The following is a 16,925-nucleotide window of genomic DNA, read 5'->3' as shown; positions in this document are numbered from 1 at the left end:
GTCGTTAACCTTTTGGTAACTTCTTCCGGCGCTCCGGCCCGGCGCCTACTGGATGCGGGCGCGCAGCTTGTCGGTGCAGATCTCCATCACCAGCACGATCAGGAAGATCGCGAGGATGATCATCGACGCGTTGCGGTACTGGAAGAGGTCGAAGGCCACCTTCAACTCCTGCCCGATCCCGCCCGCGCCGACCAGGCCCAGCACCACCGAGGACCGCACCGCCTTCTCCACCGCAAAGAGCGACGAGTTGATCAGCGACGGCATGATATCGGGCAGGATGGCGCCCACCAGGATCGAGCCCTTGCCCGCGCCGATGGCCGACAGAGCCTCCTGCGGTTCCTTCTCGGCGTCTTCCATCGCTTCCGCGAAGAAACGCCCGCAAAAGCCGATGGTATCGACCACGATGGTCATGGTCCCGGCCACGGCGCCCAACCCGATGGAGGCCACGAACAACAGGGCCCAGACTAGGTCGGGCACGGTGCGCAGGAACGACACGAAGGCCTTCACCAGGAAACTGCCCCGCCCGAAAGGCGAGACGCCGCGCGCGGCGCACCAGGCGATGGGCAGGCTCAGCACGATCCCGATTGCCGCGCCCACCAGCGCGATCTGGAAGGTCTCGAGAATGCGCATCCCGATCCGGGCAAGGAAGGCCGGCTCGGTATTGGGCGGCAGCATCCGGCCCACGAGGCTGGCCATGCCCGGCACGCCCTCGGCAAGTTGCTGCGGCGACGGGGCGACCTTGCCCATCGAGGCGAGGATCACGGCCCCGAGCGCCACCAGAAGCGCGAAGTTGAGGGCGGAGAACCCTTCGAACCGGCCGGGTTGGGGGAAACCGCGCTCAGCCATCGAACACGTCGTGAAGATTGGCCCGGCTGACCTTCGCGACCGGTCGGTCGAAATGCACCCGGCCGCCCTTGAGGGCGACGACCCGGTCCGCATAGGCCGTCGCATGGGCCATGTCATGCGAGGTGTAGAGCAGCGTGATGTCATGCTCCCGGCACAGGGTCGAGAACAGCTCCATGACGTTGCGGCCGGACACCGGGTCAAGGCTGGCGGCCGGCTCGTCGGCGATGAGAAGCCGGGGCCTGCGCACCAGCGCCCGGGCCACGGCGACCCGCTGCTGCTGTCCGCCCGACAGGGTATCCGCGCGCAGCATCGCCTTGTCGGCAAGGTTGACCGCGTCAAGCGCCTCCATCGCCCGGCCGCGCCAGTCTTCCGGCGCCAGGCTGTGGCAGAAGGCGCGCCAGCTGCCCGCCTCGCCGAAAAGCCCGTGAATGACGTTCGACAACACCGAGCGCCGGCGCACGAGGCAATGTTTCTGGAACACGAAACCGGTCTGCCGCCGCGTCCGGAGACGTTGCGCCCGGCTCGCCTGCGGGCCCACCGGCTCGCCAAAACAGGTCAGTTCGCCGCCGGTGATCGGATGCAGCCCGATCAGGCATTTCAGCAGCGTCGACTTCCCGCTGCCGTTCGACCCGATCAGCGCCACCCTCTCGCCCGCCTCGATGCGCAGGTCGACCCCGTCCAGCACCACGGCGCGCCGGGAATACGCCTTGCAAAGTCCGCGCGCCTCGATCAGCGGCTCGGGCACGTCCCGGGCGGTCGCTTCGGCAGGCCGGATATCTGTCAGGTGGTCGAGCATGTCACCCTTTCGGCGATGGCAGGGCCGGGGGCCCGCGGGCCCCCGGGCACGTGGTATGCAGCCGGGCTCAGTTGCCCACGAAGGCGTTGGTGTCGACGCCGATGGTCTCGTACATCGAGCGGACGTAGTCGTAATCCTTGTCCTCGACCTTGGTGAGGAAGAAACCGCCCTTGTATTTCTGGTTGTCCTCGCCGGTCAGGATCGCGCTCATCAGGTCGGCGCCGTGATCGACGAAGGCTGCCTTGACGTCGGCAATGGTGGCGTCGTCGAGGTCGGAACGGGCAACGAGGATGTCGTTGGGCAGGTCGCGGCCGCGGGCCACCACGGTGAAGGACGTGTCGGGAAACGCCTCGCGGATCCGCGACAGGTGCCCCTCGTTCATGCCCACCGCCTGCACGTCACCGCGGATAAGCGCCTCGACCGCCACGTTGCGGGCGATGATCTGGGGCTGGTAGTCGGTGTTGTAGGCAAGCCCGAAATCGGCCAGAACCTGTGCCGGTCCAAGGTGTTGCGAGGTGGAGCCGACCGAGCCGAAGGTCACGGTCTTGCCCTTGAGGTCCTGCACCGACTTGATCGGCCCGTCGGACAGCGTCACGATCTGCGCAAAGTAGTTGGGGCGCTGCCAGGCGGTCACGATCTTCGCCTTGGTCAGCTCGTTGATCACCACGTATTCGGCCGGGCCGGTCAGCACCAGGTCGACCTTGTCCTGGTTCAGCGCCTCGACCGCGGCGGTGCGGGAGCTGACGGGGAAAAGCTCGATATCGTGGCCGGTCAGCTCTTCAAGCTTGGTTTCAAAGGCGCCGAATTCCTGTTGAAGCGCTTCGAGACCCTCGATGTCGGTCACGGCGAATTTCAGGCTTTCGGCAGTGGCGGGGAAGGAGGCCGCGACGGTCACGGCGGCGGCGGCGAGCAGGGAACGGATCATGGTCCTCTCCTAATTTGTCCAGGGTTGTGTACACAGGAACGTCACACGGCAATGGCATAGGGGATTCGATTGAAGCTTTGATGACAGGCGGATGGTGACGTGAAGATGGTGTGTGACTGGACGATCAGCGGCGGCACGGTACTGGGCCCCGAGGGATTCGCGGCAACGGAGCTGCACGTGGCAGACGGGCGCATCGCCGGGGCAAGGCCCCCGGGCGCCGCGCGCCACGACGCCACCGGCGCCTGGGTGCTGCCGGGGATCGTCGACCTGCATGGCGACGCGTTCGAGGCCATCGCGCAACCCCGGCCGGGCGTGCACATGCCCTATGGCCTGGCCTTTGCCGAGGCCGATGCCCAGATGATCGCCAACGGCATCACCACGGCCTATCACGGGCTCACCGTCTCGTGGGAGCCGGGCCTGCGCGATATCGGCGTCACCCGCCGCCTGCGCGACGCGCTCGAGGCGGCCGGCCCCGCGCTTAGCTGCGACACGCGCCTCAACATCCGCTGGGAGACCTTCGCGCTGGATCATGTCGGCGAGGTGCTGGGCTGGCTCGATCGCCGCCCGGGCGACATCCTGTCGATCAACGACCACACCACGGCCAATCACAAGCTCGGGACGGACAGCAACAAGCTCAAGCGCATGGCCGCCCGGATGGGCCTGACACCGGAGGGGGCCAAGACCGAGATCGACCGGACCTGGGAACGGCGGGACGAGGTTCCGGCGGCAACCGACCGGATCTGCCGCGATGCGCTGGCCATGGGCCGAACACTCCTGTCGCATGACGACGCCACGCCGGAGGATCGCGCGGCCGGCCGCGCGCGCGGCGTCACGGTGGCCGAGTTCCCGCTCAGCGAAGCCGCCGCGCGGGCGGCCCGCGAGGCGGGCGAGCACGTCATCCTCGGGGGGCCGAACGCGCTCAGGGGGGAAAGCCACAACGGGGCGCTTTGCGCGACCGGTGCCATCCGGGACGGGCTGTGCACGGTGCTGGCCTCGGATTACTACTACCCCTCGCCGCTACACGCCGCCCTGCGCCTGCATGACGCCGGCATCCTGCCGCTGGAAAAGGGCTGGAGGCTGGTCTCCTCCAACCCCGCCGCCGCCGTCGGGCTGGACGATCGCGGCACGCTTGTCCCGGGCCAGCGGGCCGATATGCTCGTGGTGGACCGTGAAACGCGCAAGGTGAGGGCGGTCTTCGTGAACGGACGAAAGGTGCTTGCCCGTGACTGATCTCTCGCCCGACCGTGCCGACGAATTCGGCCTCGGCACCCTTGCCGCCGAAGACTATGTCCCCCGCGCCACGCGCGCCATCTGGTTGCAGATCTACGACCGCCTTGCCCATGCCATCGACCAGCGGCTCGTCGCCCCGGGCAGCCGCCTTCCGGGCGAAGTGCAGCTGGCCGAGATGTTCCGGGTCAACCGCGTGACGATGCGCCGGGCGCTGGCGCTGCTTCAGGTCGAGGGACGGCTTCAGGCGCGCCGGGGCGTCGGGATCATCGTGCGGCAATTGCCCCGCACCTTCGTCATTCGCAACGACATGCGGTTTTCCGACTCCCTCGTGGGCGCGACAGAGGAGGTGACATCGCGTGTCCTGCACCTGGCCCGCACCGCGCCCAGCCCCGAGGCGGCGCAGCTCTTCGGGCTCGGGCCAGGCGAGCAGGTGATCGCCCTGCACCGGGTGCGGCTGCTCGATGGCGGGCCGATCTATTTCACCCGCAAGGAACTGCCCGCCGCACGGTTTCCCGAGTTTGAGCGGGTGTTCGAGGAAACGCAGTCGGTCAGCGCCGTTTACAAGGCCGCGGGCGTCCCGTGGTTCCGCCGTGCGGAAACGCGGGTGCAGGGCGGGCTCGCCCGGCCCGACGAGGCGGAGATCCTCGGCATCAATGCCAACACGCCCGTACAATACGTGACGGCGATCAACCGCGCGCCGGGTGGCGAGGCCATCGAGCTGGGACGCGGGTGCTGGCCGATGACAAGCGTGGAATTCGTGTTCACCGACGCGGACAAGCCGCGCGGATGACGGGGATCGACACGACCCGTCGGCCATGATCTCGGCACTGCCGTTGCCGCGCCGGTCTGGCCTCAGAGCTCGAACTCGGTTTCGATATCTTTGTTTTCTCCCGATACGCCAACCAGGTGATTTTCGATCTCCCGAACCACCGACCGCGTGACCGGCGGAATCGTCCGGCCGACCCGCGCGATCTTCCAGACCTTCCGCCAGGCCACCGGCTCCTCGAGAACCGCGAAGACAACGCCCCTCGCCTCGGAATTCCGTGCCGCAAGCGCGGGTGCCGTCGACACCGCCAATCCGCCCTCAACCAGCGACCACATCAGGTGATAGGAGGACACCTCGTACCGCGGCAACTCCACGCATTCCGGCAATTGCGGGATCATCGCCAGGATCGGCGCGGTCGCCGTTGCATCCGTCACGCCGACGAAATCCCTGTTCTCAACGTCTTTCCATGTCAGCGATCCGTTGACGGCAACCTTGGCCAAGGGGTCGTCCCGTTGCATCACGAGGCCGAGCCGGTCGCGGAACATGGGTTCGAAATTCAGTTCGGCCTCGTCCCCGTCCTTGCTGCCGAACCCGAGGTCCACCTCGTTACGCCGCACCAGCCGCCTGACCTCGTTGGAGTTGCCCTCGTGCAGTTGCACGCGGATCCCGGGGTGGGTTTCCTTCAGCGTTTTCAGAACATTCGGAATGATCTGGGACGCCACCGAACTGACCACCGCCAGCCTGACACAGCTGTTCCGGGTCGCCGCGGTCAGACGGATATCGCGAATGGCAAAGTCGAAATCCGTCACCAGCCGCTGGGCCACCGGGAAAAGATCCGTCCCTTCCGGCGTCAGCACCACCTTCCGCGTCGTCCGGTCGAACAGCGAGGCCGCGACGATATCCTCGAGCTGCCGGATCGTCATCGTCAGCGAGGGCTGCGACAGCCGCAACTCGGTCGCTGCGCGGGTGAAATTCTGATGCCGGGCCACGGCGAGGAACGCCCGCAAATGCCGGATTGTCGCCGTGTAGGCCGGGCCCGACGCGTCGGTTTTGGAGACTGTGGCAGAGGACATGGGGGCCTTCCTTGCTGATTGATAGTCACTGTCTATGTAACCGGTAATTTTTTCAATTTGAATTATCTTTATCGCCTGTGTTGAATGACGGCAGACATCGAGCAGTCGATCGTTTCGAACACGCTACGCAACCGCCACAGTCCAACCATACCGGTGCGATTGCCGGTCATGGGGCCGTGCCCTTGCGGCGCGCAGGATGCCGGCCCGCGTGGCCACAGACCAAGGAGTTGACATGGGAGCCGCCGAGACTTTCCCCGAGATACAGAGCTTCACCTCGTACATCGACGGCGGTTACCGGCCTGTCGGCGGAGCCGAGGTGGCGCTCATCGACCCGGCCACGGGTCATGCCTGGGGGCGGTCCTACTGCGATGATACCGTCGTGGATGCGGCGGTGGCCGCCGCCCGGTCCGCCTGGGCCGGCGAAGACTGGATCAGCACGACGCCCTACGAGCGCGCGGCCCTGCTGCGCCGGCTTGGCGCGCTCATCCGCGAGAACGCTGCCGACCTCGCGCGTTACGAAAGCCTTGCCAATGGCAAGTCGAACGCCGCCACCACGGCCGAGATGACCGTGGCGGCCGACTGGTACGACTACTTCGCCAGTGCCCTCGAAACCATCGACGACAAGCGCCGCCCCGTGACGCGCACCGCCGAGGCCGTCATCACGCGCGAGCCGATGGGCGTGGTGGTCGCCATCACGCCTTTCAACGGGGCCCTGTCGCTGGGCTCTTGGAAGGTCGCACCGGCGCTCGCCATGGGCAACGCTGTCATTCTCAAGCCGCCGATGGAGGCCGCGGGCTCAAGCCTGCGCCTCGCTGAACTTGCGCTCGAGGCGGGCTTTCCCAAAGGTCTCGTCAACACGGTCATCGCCGACGCGGAGACCAGCGAGCGCCTCGCCACCCATCCGGGCGTCGACATGGTGTCCTTCACCGGCAGCACGCCCGTCGCCCGCACGCTCGGCGCCAAGGTGACCGGTGCGCTCAAGCGCTTCGTCTGCGAAGCGGGCGGCAAGTCGGCGCATATCATCTTCGAGGATGGCGACATCGACAATGCCGCCATCGCCGCCACCCATGGCGCGTTTTCCGGAACGGGCCAGACCTGCGTCGCCGGATCGCGATTGCTGGTTCACCGCTCCGTTTACGACGCGTTCCTGAAGCGTTACCTCGCCTCGATCGCCCGTATCCGGCTTGGCGTACCCTCCGACCCGAAGGCCCATCTCGGGCCGGTGGCCAGCCGCAGGCAGCACGAGAAGATCATCGGTTTCATCGAGGAGGCCCGCAGCGAAGGCGCCAATATCCTGGCCGGGGGCGGCGTGCCCGACATGGGCGCGGAAAACGCCGGCGGTTACTGGGTCGAGCCGACGGTCGTCGCCGATGTCAGCCCCGACATGCGCATCTGCCGCGAGGAGATCTTCGGCCCGGTGGTCACCGTGCATCCCTTCGACACTGAAGACGAGGCCGTCGCGCTGGCCAACGGCCTCGAATACGGGCTCGCCGCCGGCTTCTGGACGCGCGACATGTCCCGCGTGCGCCGCGTGTCGCGCAAGCTTCAGGCCGGCAGCATCTGGGTCAACACCTACCGCGCCATCAACCTCCGGGTGCCGTTCGGCGGCTACAAGCAGTCCGGGCTGGGGCGGGAAAACGGTGTCGAGGCGCTCGACGAATTCTCCCAGGTCAAATCCATCGTGCACGAATACGGCCCCGCCGCCGACCCGTTCGCCACCTGACGCGGCCAGACAGATATCCCGATACATGCAAAAGGAACCGAAGCCATGCTGATCATCGACGCCCTTCAGTACAACAACCCGGAACGCGCCCGCTTTGAAGAGTGGCGCGACGGCGGCGTGGGCTGTGTTCACGTCACCCTCGCGATCTGGGAAAATGCCCGCGAAACCCTGACTGCCATCGGCCAGTGGAACCGGCATTTCGAGGAGCATGCCGACCTGATCGCGCTGGCCACCACCGCCGAGGAGATCGAGGAGATCGCGGCCTCCGGGCGTACCGCCGTGGTCTACGGCTTCCAGGATACCTCGCCCTTCGAGGACGATATCGAGCTGATCGAGATCTTTCACCAGCTCGGCGTCCGCATCGCCCAGCTCACCTACAACGTTCAGAACCGGGTCGCCTCCGGATGCTGGGAGCCCGACGAGCTTGGCGTCTCGAAATTCTTCGGTCGCAATGTCATCGAGGAGATGAACCGGCTCGGCATGGTTGTCGACGTCTCCCACTGCACCGAGCAGACCTGTTTCGACGCCATCGAGTATTCCTCCCGCCCGATCGCCGTGACCCATGCCAACCCGCAGGAATTCGTCGGCACGGATATCGAGCTGAACCGCCGCAACAAGTCGACCGAGCTGATCCGCAAGCTGGCCGAAACGGGCGGCGTCATCGGGCTCAGCAACTATCCCAAGATCATGAAGGACGGGTCGAACTGCACGCTGGACACGTTCCTCGACATGATGGCCTGGACCGTCGATCTCGTCGGCGCCGACACGGTCGGCCTTGGAACCGATTTCTACGACGGCTGGCCGGAAAGCCAGATCAAGTGGTGGCGGGCAGGGCGCTGGGCACGCGAAAGCGCCATTCCGATCAAGGGTTTCTCGGACTGGCCCGCGTGGTTCAGGAATTCGCGGGATTTCCCGAACATCATAGAGGGCATGCAGAAACGGGGCTTTTCCCAGGCCGAGATCGAGAAGATCGTTGGCGGCAACTGGCTCAGGTTCTTCCGGGACGGGTTCAAACCGGCATCGGCCGTTTCCTGAGCCAGACGGGTAGGGGCGCAATGGCCAGAGCAGGAAGGGAACAGGTGACGCATGCACGGATCGGATGAAACGGATTACGACGTGATCGTCGTCGGCGGCGGGCATAACGGGCTCGTCTCGGCGGCCTACCTGGCGCGGTCCGGGCTGCGCACCCTCCTGCTGGAGGCCCGCGACGTGCTCGGCGGGCCCTGCGGCACCTACGAGTTCATGCCCGGCTACAAGGCCGCGTTCACCAACTCCCCGGGCAGCTTCGAGAAGAAGTTCATCGAAGAGCTCGACCTGCCCGGCTTCGGCCTGGAATTCGTGCAGACCGATCCGACCGTGCTTCAGGCGTTTCCGGCCGGAGCCTTCGTCGGCTGGCGCGACCGCGACCGCGTTGCCGAACAGCTGGAGGCCCGTGTGCCGGGCGAGGCGGACAGGTACTTCGGCCTCATGTCCGACCTGGAAACGCTGGCCTCTCACCTCGGGGTCTCGGTGTTCGAACCCTCGCCCCCGATCGCCGAGATCGCGCGCCGTGTTCCGCCCGGGATGGAAGCCCTGTTCGAACGGGTCTTCTTCGGAAGCCTGCGCCAGTTGCTCGATGAGCGGTTGAAATCGGACGAGGCGAAAGCGCTTCTGGGGATGCTGGCGATCAATGCCGCCGCCAATCCGCCATCCGCGCCCGGCTCGGCCATCGGCCTGATGATGCGCCCGATCTCGCTGGCCTCCTACGCCTCCCTCGCGGCCGACGATCCCCGCGCCGCCCCCTTGCGGGGCTCAACCGGCCTTCCGGTCGGTGGGATGGGGGCGATCATCGACGCGATGGCGGCCTCGATCCGGGCGGCGGGCGGACAAATCGAAACCGGCGTCCCGGTCCGGCAGATCCTGCACCGCGACGCGGCCGCCTCGGGTGTCGTCACCGCCGACGGCCGGACGATCACGGCACGGAACATCGTCTCGGCCATAAACCCCAAGACGACCTTTGCCGACCTTCTCGACGATGATGCCGTCGGCGCCGACTTGCGAAGCGACATCTCGGCCCTGCCGATGCGCGGCTCGGCCTTCAAGCTTGCCATCGCGCTCGACGGGCTGCCCGATTACAAGGGCCTGCCCCCCGGGCTTGCGCCGGAGGAGGCGGCGAAGGTCCAGTTCCGCATCGCCCCCTCGCTGGATTACATCGAGCGCGCCATTTCCGACGGTCTGGCCGGCCGGCTGGCGGAGGCGCCGATCCTCTGGGGGCTCATCGTGTCGGAGACGTCCCCCGAGCTCGCGCCGAAGGGCCGGCACCTGCTCAGCGTCAACGCATGGCACGCCCCCTATTCGCCCAAGGACGGCCGCTGGCCCGACCTGGGAGAGACCTTCGCCGATCGCTGCATCGACACGCTTGCGGGCTTCATGCCCAACCTGCGCGACCGGATCGTCGACCGCTCCTGGCTCGACCCGGTCCAGATCGAGGCCGAGCTTGGCCTCGTCCAGTCCAACATCACGCATGGCGACATGCTGCCCGGCACGCTTTTCGGCGGCCGGCCGCACCGTGACGTCCATGACTACCGCACCCCGCTTTCCGGCCTCTACCTGTCCGGCGGCGGAACTTGGCCCGGCGGGTATGTCTCCGGGCTTCCGGGATACAATGCCGCGCGGGCGGTCATCCAAGACAACAATCGAACATAGAAACGGAGGACGCCATGGAATTCCTGGTAAACATCAAACTTCGCTGGTCGGACGACATGGATCCGGCCCTCAAGGAAAAGGTGACGCGCGACGAACGCGCCCATGCGGCGGAGCTCGCGAAGCAGGGGCATCTCGTTCGCATGTGGCGTGTCCCGGGCCGGTTCGAAAACTGGGGCATCTGGCAGGCCGCCGATGCCTCGGAACTGCACGAGATCATCCTCAGCCTTCCGGCCAACCCGTGGATGCACGACATTGTCGTCTTGCCGCTGGCCCGGCATCCCGTCGACCCGGTCTCGCCCCCCGAGATGGTCGCCGCGAAGTAAGCTCGGTGGCCGCGCGCAAAGAATGATCAGGGATACCGATTAATATGCCAAATAATTGGATTTGTGAATTGAACCGCGCCGCTCATACTGAACATGCCGCCGGAAACACCCGTCCGGCCGCAACAGCAAAGCCAAAAATCGAACGCATCTCAACGCGTTCTGTCAACAGGAGGGAAACATGCCCAATTCAACTGCACTGATGCAAGCTTGCAGGCGTGCGGCGGTGGCGATCTGCCTGGCCGCCACGGTCACTCTGCCGGCGACGAACCTGCACGCCCAGGAAATCACGATCGGGTCGGGCGGGTCCATCCCGCCGCTCGATCCGCACCGGGTCAGCGGGACGGTGGCACTGCGCGTTATCGACGCGATCTACGAGCCGCTGGTGCGCGAAGACCTGTCGCAGTCGACGGGCAGCGCGCCCGAGATCATCCCGGCGCTGGCGTCCGGCTGGGACGTTTCCGAAGACGGGCTGACCTATACCTTCCAGATCCGCGAGGGCGTGACATTCCATGACGGAACGCCCTTCGATGCCGCCGCGGTACAGGCCAATTTCGATCGCCTCATGGACAGCGAGTCGCCGCTCTTCGATGAACGCGCCAGCGGCAACCTCGCCTTCATCACCAACTGGATCGAAAGCACCGAAGCCGCCGAAGACGGCACCTTCGTCATGACGCTCAAGCGTCCCTTCTCGGGCATGCCCCGCCTGCTCAGCGACCGGCGGATGTCCATCATCAGCCCCGGCGCGATGGAAGCCAATCCCGGCGATGAACTAGGCTTCGCGCCCTCCGGCACCGGGCCCTTCTCGCTCGATACCTTCGACCAGGGGCAATCCATCTCGCTGAACAGGAATGCCGGCTACTGGGGCGGCGAGCCGAAGCTCGAGACGCTGAACTTCCGCCCGATCATCGACCCGAGCGCGATGGCCATCGCCATGCAGACCGGGCAGGTCGACGTGATCCCCAGCGCCAGCGCCGAGCAGGTCACGCAGCTTGGCGGCGACCCCTCGCTCGAGGTGCAGTATCCCGATCCGGCAAATTCCTATTTCATCCGGCTCAACACGCGGGCCGAATACACCGACGACGCCAAGTTCCGGCAGGCCCTGAACTATGCCGTGAACCGCGAGGCGATCGCCGCGCTGTTCGGCGGCCAGGCGGCGCCGCTCGGCTCGCCCGTGCCAAACGGGAACGAGGTGCGCACCCAGTCCGTGGGCACGGTGCCCAGCTACGGCCATGACCCGGAAAAGGCCAGGGCCCTTCTGGAAGAGGCCGGTGTCGAGCTTCCGGTCACGCTCAACATGCTTTCACCCAACAGCGGCCCGGGCTTCGGCCTTGCCACCCAGCTCATGACGCTGGTGCAGCAGGACCTTGCGGCCGTCGATATCAACCTGCAAACGCAGTACATGGAGTTTTCCACCCTGCTTTCGACCACCCGCGCGGGTCATGCCGATGACATTCACGGCGCCTATAACGGCTGGACGACGGGGGCGGATGCCGCCTATTGGCTCGAGCGGATGTTCGGTGGCAACCAGCGCCCGCCCAACGGCGTGAACCGCGGCTGGTACCAGAATGACGAGGTCGACGCCCTCTTCACCGAAGGCCGCAGCGCCGTCGAGGCCGAGGAAAGCGCCGCCGCCTATGTCGAGGCCGCCCGGATCGTGGCAGAAGACGCGCCGTGGATCTTCCTCTACCAGGATCGTCTGCCGCGGATTGTCCGGACCTCCGTCAAGGGTATCGAGCCCGTCGGGTCCGTCTATCTCGACTATGCCAACATTTCGGTGGACTGAGCCGGCAGGCTCGGTCCCATAACTCGAAGGAGATCAAGACATGATGCAAGGATGGCGAGCCAGGATTGGCCAGATGCGGCCGGCCACGGCCATAGAAGGCGCCGAGGAATGGCGTACCGTCGCGCCGACGGGCGTGGCCTTCGCAGACGCCCGGACGATTGTCCGCAAGGTCGATGACGAAGGGCTGAAGGAGATGATGTCGCAGGTTCTCGAAGCCTCCCGGCAGCTCGCCACCGCCAAGGTCGACCTGATCGTGCAGTGCGGCGCCCCCGGCACCTTCCTGCGCGGGAAAGGCCACGACGAGCAGGTGGTCGAGGAGATCAAGGCCGAAACCGGCATCCCCGCGATCACCATGATGCAGGCCATGATGGAAGGCCTGCACGCGCTCGACGCCAAGAAGATCGCGGTCGGGACGATCTATTCGGACGAGGTGAACGTCAAGATGACCGAGTACATGGAAGCCCACGGCTTCGAGGTGGTCGGCATGGACGGTCTTCAGATCACCGACCCCTACGAGGCCAGCCTTCACGACGCCGACAGCGCCTATCGCCTCGGGCGGGACGTGTTCCGCAAGTCGCCGGGCGCGGATGCCATCCTGATCTCCTGTGGCACCTACCGCAGCTTCCCGATCATCCCATATCTCGAAATGGATACCGGGGTGCCGGTGGTGACCAGTAACCAGGCGACACTCTGGCACGCGCTGCGTACTCTCGGCCTGCCGGACCAGATTCCCGATCTCGGGAAACTCTGGACGGCCGCCTGACACCAGCCAACGAACGGATGCCACGATGACCGACTTCGCCTCCACCACCGAAAAGGACAGGGCCCGGCTGCTGCCGGTCCTGCGGCGAAGCCTCGGCAATACCAGCTTCACAATCGGCTTCACCCTGGTGTCGATTGTGGTGCTGGCGGCCATCCTCGCCGATTTCATCGCGCCGCACGATCCCAACTTCGCCAATCCCGTCATCCGCTACACGCCGCCCCTGACCGACGGATACCTGCTGGGAACCGACGAGCTTGGCCGGGATATCCTCAGCCGTCTCATCTACGGCGCGCGCATGGCGCTGGTGGTGGCGATCTTTCCGACCATTATCGCCCTGTGCATCGGCGGGCTGCTGGGCCTGATCGCGGGCTATGCCGGAAGCATCTGTGACACGGTCGTGATGCGGTATTTCGACATCATGTTCGCCTTTCCCGGCATCCTGCTGGCGTTGGGCATATCCGCCGCGATCGGCCCGGGGCTGAACTCGATGATCATCGCGATGGTCGTGGTCACCATCCCCGAATTCGGCCGCATCATCCGGGGCGTCGTCCTCGGCGTGCGCGAAGAGCTGTTCGTCGAGGCGGCGCATGTGCTGGGCTACAGCCACACGCGCATCCTGTTGCGCCACGTCCTGCCCAACGTGCTTGGCCCGGCGCTGATCTACGGCACGCTCCAGACGGGGCGGAACGTCATCCTCGCGGCCAGCCTGAGTTTCCTCGGTCTGGGCACCCAGCCGCCGACGCCGGACTGGGGTCAGATGCTGAGCGGCGGGCGCACCGCGCTCGCTACGGCCGGCCACGTGGCCACCATTCCCGGGCTCGCCATCGTTTTCCTCGCCGTCGGCTTCAACCTGCTGGGCGACGGCATCCGCGACCTGCTTGACCCGCGCGCCCGCCGCGGCGGCAACTGAGAGGACCGGACCATGTTCGCATTCATCATCCGGCGTCTCCTGCAGATCATTCCCGTGATCATCGGCGTGACCATTGCCACATTCTTCCTGACCTGGCTCATTCCCGGTGATCCGACCAACGTGCTGCTGGGGCCCGGTGCCTCCGAAGAATCCCGTGAACGGCTGAGGGACTCGCTCGGTCTCGACCAGTCGCTGGTGACGCAATACCTGATCTACATGAGCAACCTGCTCACCGGCGATCTCGGGCAATCCATCTCCTTTTCCTCGCCAGTCTCGGAGGTGCTGTTCCGCCTGATGGGCAACACCGCGCTACTGGCGGGCGCGGCGATCTTCGTGGCCTCCGTCGCGGGCATTGCGGCTGGCACATGGGCCGCACTTCGGCCCGGCTCCTTCCGCGACCGGGGGCTGACCATCGTCGTTCTCTTCCTCAACAGCATGCCCTCCTTCTGGCTCGGGCTGGTGCTGATCCTGATATTCGGCCTGCATCTGCGCGTGCTGCCGGTCAGCGGCATGCCCGATCCGCAATCCGGCCTGCTGACATTGCTGGCTCACATGGCCCTGCCGACGATCACGCTGGCGGCCTGGTCGCTCGCCGCCATCGCCCGGATGACCCGGTCGGCCGTGCTCGAGGTGATCAACAACGACTACGTCCGCACCGCTCGCAGCCGCGGTGTAAGCGAGGCCCGTATCGTCCTGTTTCACGCCCTGCCGAACGCCATTCCCGCGGTGCTCACGGTGATCGGCATCCAGATGGGTTTCCTCTTCAGCGGGGCCGTGCTGACGGAAACGGTGTTCTCGTGGCCGGGTGTCGGGCTTGCCATGTTCCAGGCCATCTCCAGCCGCGACATCCCCCTCATCCAGGGAGGTATCCTGATGCTCGCCCTGATCTTCGTCCTGATCAACCTGATCGTCGACGTGCTCTATGTCTACTTCAACCCGAAAATCCGCCTGAACTGATGACAGGGAAGACGCAGATGACCCATCCAGCACAGCCGGTCGAGCCGATCCTGTCCGTCGATGGGCTGAGTGTCAGCTACGGCTCGGCACGACAGCCCCTGAACGTGGTGAAGGACGTCTCGTTCGACGTCGCGCCCGGGCAGGTGCTGGGCATCGTCGGGGAATCCGGCAGCGGCAAGAGCCAGACCGTACTGGCCGTGCTGCAGCTCCTGGCCGAAGGTGGCCGCATCAGCGGCGGCCAGGTCCGCTTCGAGGGGGCCGAGCTGCAATCCCTCTCGCAGCGGCGGATGCGGAAAGTCCGGGGGCAGGGGATCGCCCTGATCTCGCAGGATGCGCTGTCCTCGCTGAACCCGTCGATGAAGATCGGCCGCCAGATGGCCGAGCCGCTGATCGCCTATGACGGCCTGTCCGCCTCCGCGGCTCGCAAGCGCTGCACCGAGCTGCTCGAACTTGTCGGCATACCGGCGCCCGCGCATCGCCTGGAATCCTACCCGCACGAGCTTTCCGGCGGGATGCGCCAGCGCGTGCTGATCGCCATGGCCATAAGCCGAAACCCCAGGGTGCTGATCGCCGACGAGCCGACAACCGCGCTCGACGTGACGATCCAAGCGCAGATCATCAACCTGATCGACGACCTGCGAAAGGAACTGGGCATGGCGCTGGTGCTGATCACCCACGATCTCGGCGTGGTTGCCGGCATCGCCGACCGGATCTCCGTCATGTATGCCGGGCGGATCGTGGAAACCGCCACGACCGACCAGATATTCGCGGCCTCCCGGCACCCCTATACCCGCGCCCTGCTCAGTTCGATCCCTAAACCCGACCAGCCCAGGGGCGAGCGGCTGAAGCCGATCCCCGGCCTTCCGGTCGATCCTCGTGAAGATGTACGCGGCTGCGCCTTCAACCCCCGCTGCACCCACGCGCTCGCCTCCTGCACCGAAAGCCTGCCGGCCATGATCGCGGCGGAAGACGACGGACAGCACCTGTTCCGCTGCCCGGTCGACCCGTTCAGGCCGGCCGAGGCCGAGGGCCCCCGGGCGCGCCTGCAAGGCAACGGGGGAATGTCATGAACCAGCCAGCCATCACGCAAAGTCCGGCCGCAACCGGCAACGCCGTCGAAATCCGCGACCTTCACGTCCGGTTTCCCGTCCGCAGCGGCCTTCTGCGGCGCCCAGTCGGCGCGGTTCACGCCGTGGATGGCGTGAGCTTCGACATCCCCGAGGGCCAGACTGTCGGCCTCGTCGGGGAAAGCGGCAGCGGCAAGACGACGACCGGCCGGGCGCTGCTGGGGCTGTCACCCGCCAACGCGGGGGCGATCCGGCTTTTCGGCAAGCCGCTCGAAGAGCTCGCGACACCGGAAAAGGATCTGCAGAAACTGGGCCAACTCGTGTTCCAGGATCCCTACGCCAGCCTCAACCCGCGCCTGACCGTGGGCTCGACGCTTTCGGAAACACTCTATGTCCACGGTCTCTCGGATGGCGCGGCACGCAAGCAAAAGGTGCGCGACCTTCTCGACCAGGTGGGACTGCGCCCCGAGATTGCCGATCGCTACCCGGTCGCCCTGTCCGGCGGGCAGCGTCAGCGGATCGCGATTGCCCGCGCGCTCGCGGTCAACCCGCGTTTCATGGTGCTCGACGAAGTGGTCTCCGCGCTGGACGTGAGCATCCAGGGCCAGATCCTCAACCTGCTCCTCGACCTTCAGCGCGAACATAACCTGACCTACCTGTTCATCACGCATGACCTGAGCGTGGTCAGGTACGTGTCGCACAAGGTCGTGGTGCTCTACGGCGGCCAGATCATGGAAGAGGGCCCGACCGAGGCGATCTTCGGTTCGCCCCGGCATCCCTACACGCATACGCTTCTCTCGGCCCTTCCGGTGCCGGATCCGGTCGTTCAGCGCGCCAAGCGGGGCCTGGAAATCCGAACGGAACCCCCGAGCGTGACAGATCCGCCAGACGGGTGCCGGTTCCAGGGCTCTTGCCCGTTCGCCGACGACACCTGCCGCAGCGTCGCGCCGGGCTTGCGCCCCGCGCCGTCCGGACAGCGGGTGGCGTGTCATCACTTCGGGTCCATCGACATCCCGAGCGACCAGATCGGTATTACCCGGGACGTGTGAGCCTTGAGGCCCACGTCCCGACAACCGAG

The 16,925-nt window shown here is 66.1% G+C and carries 16 protein-coding genes; 12 read left to right on the top strand and 4 right to left on the bottom strand.

Translation table 11 applies throughout. The features are described from left to right. Window positions 1-45: 45 nt before the first annotated feature. The 3 genes from phnE to QUV18_RS06830 form a co-directional block, all read right to left on the bottom strand. Window positions 46-846 (bottom strand): phosphonate ABC transporter, permease protein PhnE, encoded by an 801-nt coding sequence (phnE, locus tag QUV18_RS06840; RefSeq protein WP_300892773.1) that lies wholly within the window; start codon window positions 844-846, stop codon window positions 46-48. Further along, window positions 839-1,642: an ATP-binding cassette domain-containing protein gene (locus QUV18_RS06835; protein WP_300892771.1), complete on the bottom strand. Its 804-nt coding sequence runs from the start codon at window positions 1,640-1,642 to the stop codon at window positions 839-841. Before QUV18_RS06835 ends, phnE begins: the two co-directional genes overlap by 8 nt. Window positions 1,643-1,709: 67 nt before the next feature. Continuing rightward, window positions 1,710-2,567, bottom strand: coding sequence for a PhnD/SsuA/transferrin family substrate-binding protein (locus tag QUV18_RS06830; protein ID WP_300892769.1), 858 nt, complete (start codon window positions 2,565-2,567; stop codon window positions 1,710-1,712). 105 nt (window positions 2,568-2,672) lie between these two features. Here QUV18_RS06830 and QUV18_RS06825 point away from each other — a divergent pair, with 105 nt between their 5' ends. Together QUV18_RS06825 and QUV18_RS06820 are read left to right on the top strand one after the other, a co-directional pair. Then, on the top strand, window positions 2,673-3,797 hold the full coding sequence (locus tag QUV18_RS06825; RefSeq protein WP_300893239.1) for an alpha-D-ribose 1-methylphosphonate 5-triphosphate diphosphatase: 1,125 nt from the start codon (window positions 2,673-2,675) through the stop codon (window positions 3,795-3,797). Continuing rightward, window positions 3,790-4,587: a GntR family transcriptional regulator gene (locus tag QUV18_RS06820; RefSeq protein WP_300892768.1), complete on the top strand. Its 798-nt coding sequence runs from the start codon at window positions 3,790-3,792 to the stop codon at window positions 4,585-4,587. Before QUV18_RS06825 ends, QUV18_RS06820 begins: the two co-directional genes overlap by 8 nt. A 62-nt stretch (window positions 4,588-4,649) precedes the next feature. Here the strand turns inward: QUV18_RS06820 and QUV18_RS06815 are convergent, their stop codons facing one another. Next, window positions 4,650-5,636: a LysR family transcriptional regulator gene (locus tag QUV18_RS06815; RefSeq protein WP_300892767.1), complete on the bottom strand. Its 987-nt coding sequence runs from the start codon at window positions 5,634-5,636 to the stop codon at window positions 4,650-4,652. A gap of 232 nt (window positions 5,637-5,868) precedes the next feature. Between QUV18_RS06815 and QUV18_RS06810 the strand changes: the two genes are divergently transcribed. From QUV18_RS06810 to QUV18_RS06765, 10 genes are all read left to right on the top strand, one after another. Continuing rightward, window positions 5,869-7,359, top strand: a complete 1,491-nt coding sequence (locus tag QUV18_RS06810; protein WP_300892765.1) for an aldehyde dehydrogenase family protein — start codon at window positions 5,869-5,871, stop codon at window positions 7,357-7,359. Window positions 7,360-7,404: 45 nt separating this feature from the next. Then, window positions 7,405-8,394, top strand: coding sequence for a membrane dipeptidase (locus QUV18_RS06805; RefSeq protein WP_300892764.1), 990 nt, complete (start codon window positions 7,405-7,407; stop codon window positions 8,392-8,394). Between the two features lie 51 nt (window positions 8,395-8,445). Then, on the top strand, window positions 8,446-10,044 hold the full coding sequence (locus QUV18_RS06800; RefSeq protein ID WP_300892763.1) for an NAD(P)/FAD-dependent oxidoreductase: 1,599 nt from the start codon (window positions 8,446-8,448) through the stop codon (window positions 10,042-10,044). A 14-nt stretch (window positions 10,045-10,058) separates the two neighbouring features. Further along, window positions 10,059-10,367 carry a muconolactone Delta-isomerase gene (locus tag QUV18_RS06795; protein WP_300892762.1) on the top strand — a complete coding sequence of 103 codons (309 nt, stop codon included), beginning with the start codon at window positions 10,059-10,061 and terminating at the stop codon, window positions 10,365-10,367. Window positions 10,368-10,545: 178 nt separating this feature from the next. Next, window positions 10,546-12,150 (top strand): ABC transporter substrate-binding protein, encoded by a 1,605-nt coding sequence (locus QUV18_RS06790; protein ID WP_300892761.1) that lies wholly within the window; start codon window positions 10,546-10,548, stop codon window positions 12,148-12,150. A 73-nt stretch (window positions 12,151-12,223) separates the two neighbouring features. Then, entirely contained in the window at window positions 12,224-12,913 is a 690-nt protein-coding gene (locus QUV18_RS06785) for an aspartate/glutamate racemase family protein (RefSeq protein WP_300892759.1), read from the top strand. Window positions 12,914-12,938: 25 nt separating this feature from the next. Further along, window positions 12,939-13,823, top strand: a complete 885-nt coding sequence (locus QUV18_RS06780) for an ABC transporter permease (protein WP_300892757.1) — start codon at window positions 12,939-12,941, stop codon at window positions 13,821-13,823. 12 nt (window positions 13,824-13,835) lie between these two features. Further along, complete coding sequence (locus QUV18_RS06775; protein ID WP_300892756.1) at window positions 13,836-14,780, top strand: ABC transporter permease; 945 nt, start codon at window positions 13,836-13,838, stop codon at window positions 14,778-14,780. A gap of 17 nt (window positions 14,781-14,797) precedes the next feature. Further along, window positions 14,798-15,850 carry an ABC transporter ATP-binding protein gene (locus QUV18_RS06770; protein ID WP_300892755.1) on the top strand — a complete coding sequence of 351 codons (1,053 nt, stop codon included), beginning with the start codon at window positions 14,798-14,800 and terminating at the stop codon, window positions 15,848-15,850. Continuing rightward, window positions 15,847-16,896 (top strand): ABC transporter ATP-binding protein, encoded by a 1,050-nt coding sequence (locus QUV18_RS06765; RefSeq protein ID WP_300892753.1) that lies wholly within the window; start codon window positions 15,847-15,849, stop codon window positions 16,894-16,896. The genes QUV18_RS06770 and QUV18_RS06765 overlap by 4 nt, the downstream gene beginning before the upstream one ends. Window positions 16,897-16,925: the final 29 nt, after the last annotated feature.

This window comes from Roseovarius sp., assembly GCF_030373445.1.
Lineage (GTDB): Bacteria > Pseudomonadota > Alphaproteobacteria > Rhodobacterales > Rhodobacteraceae > Roseovarius.
The sequence above is the reverse complement of the archived record's forward strand: the minus strand, read 5'-3'. Positions and strand labels throughout refer to the sequence as shown.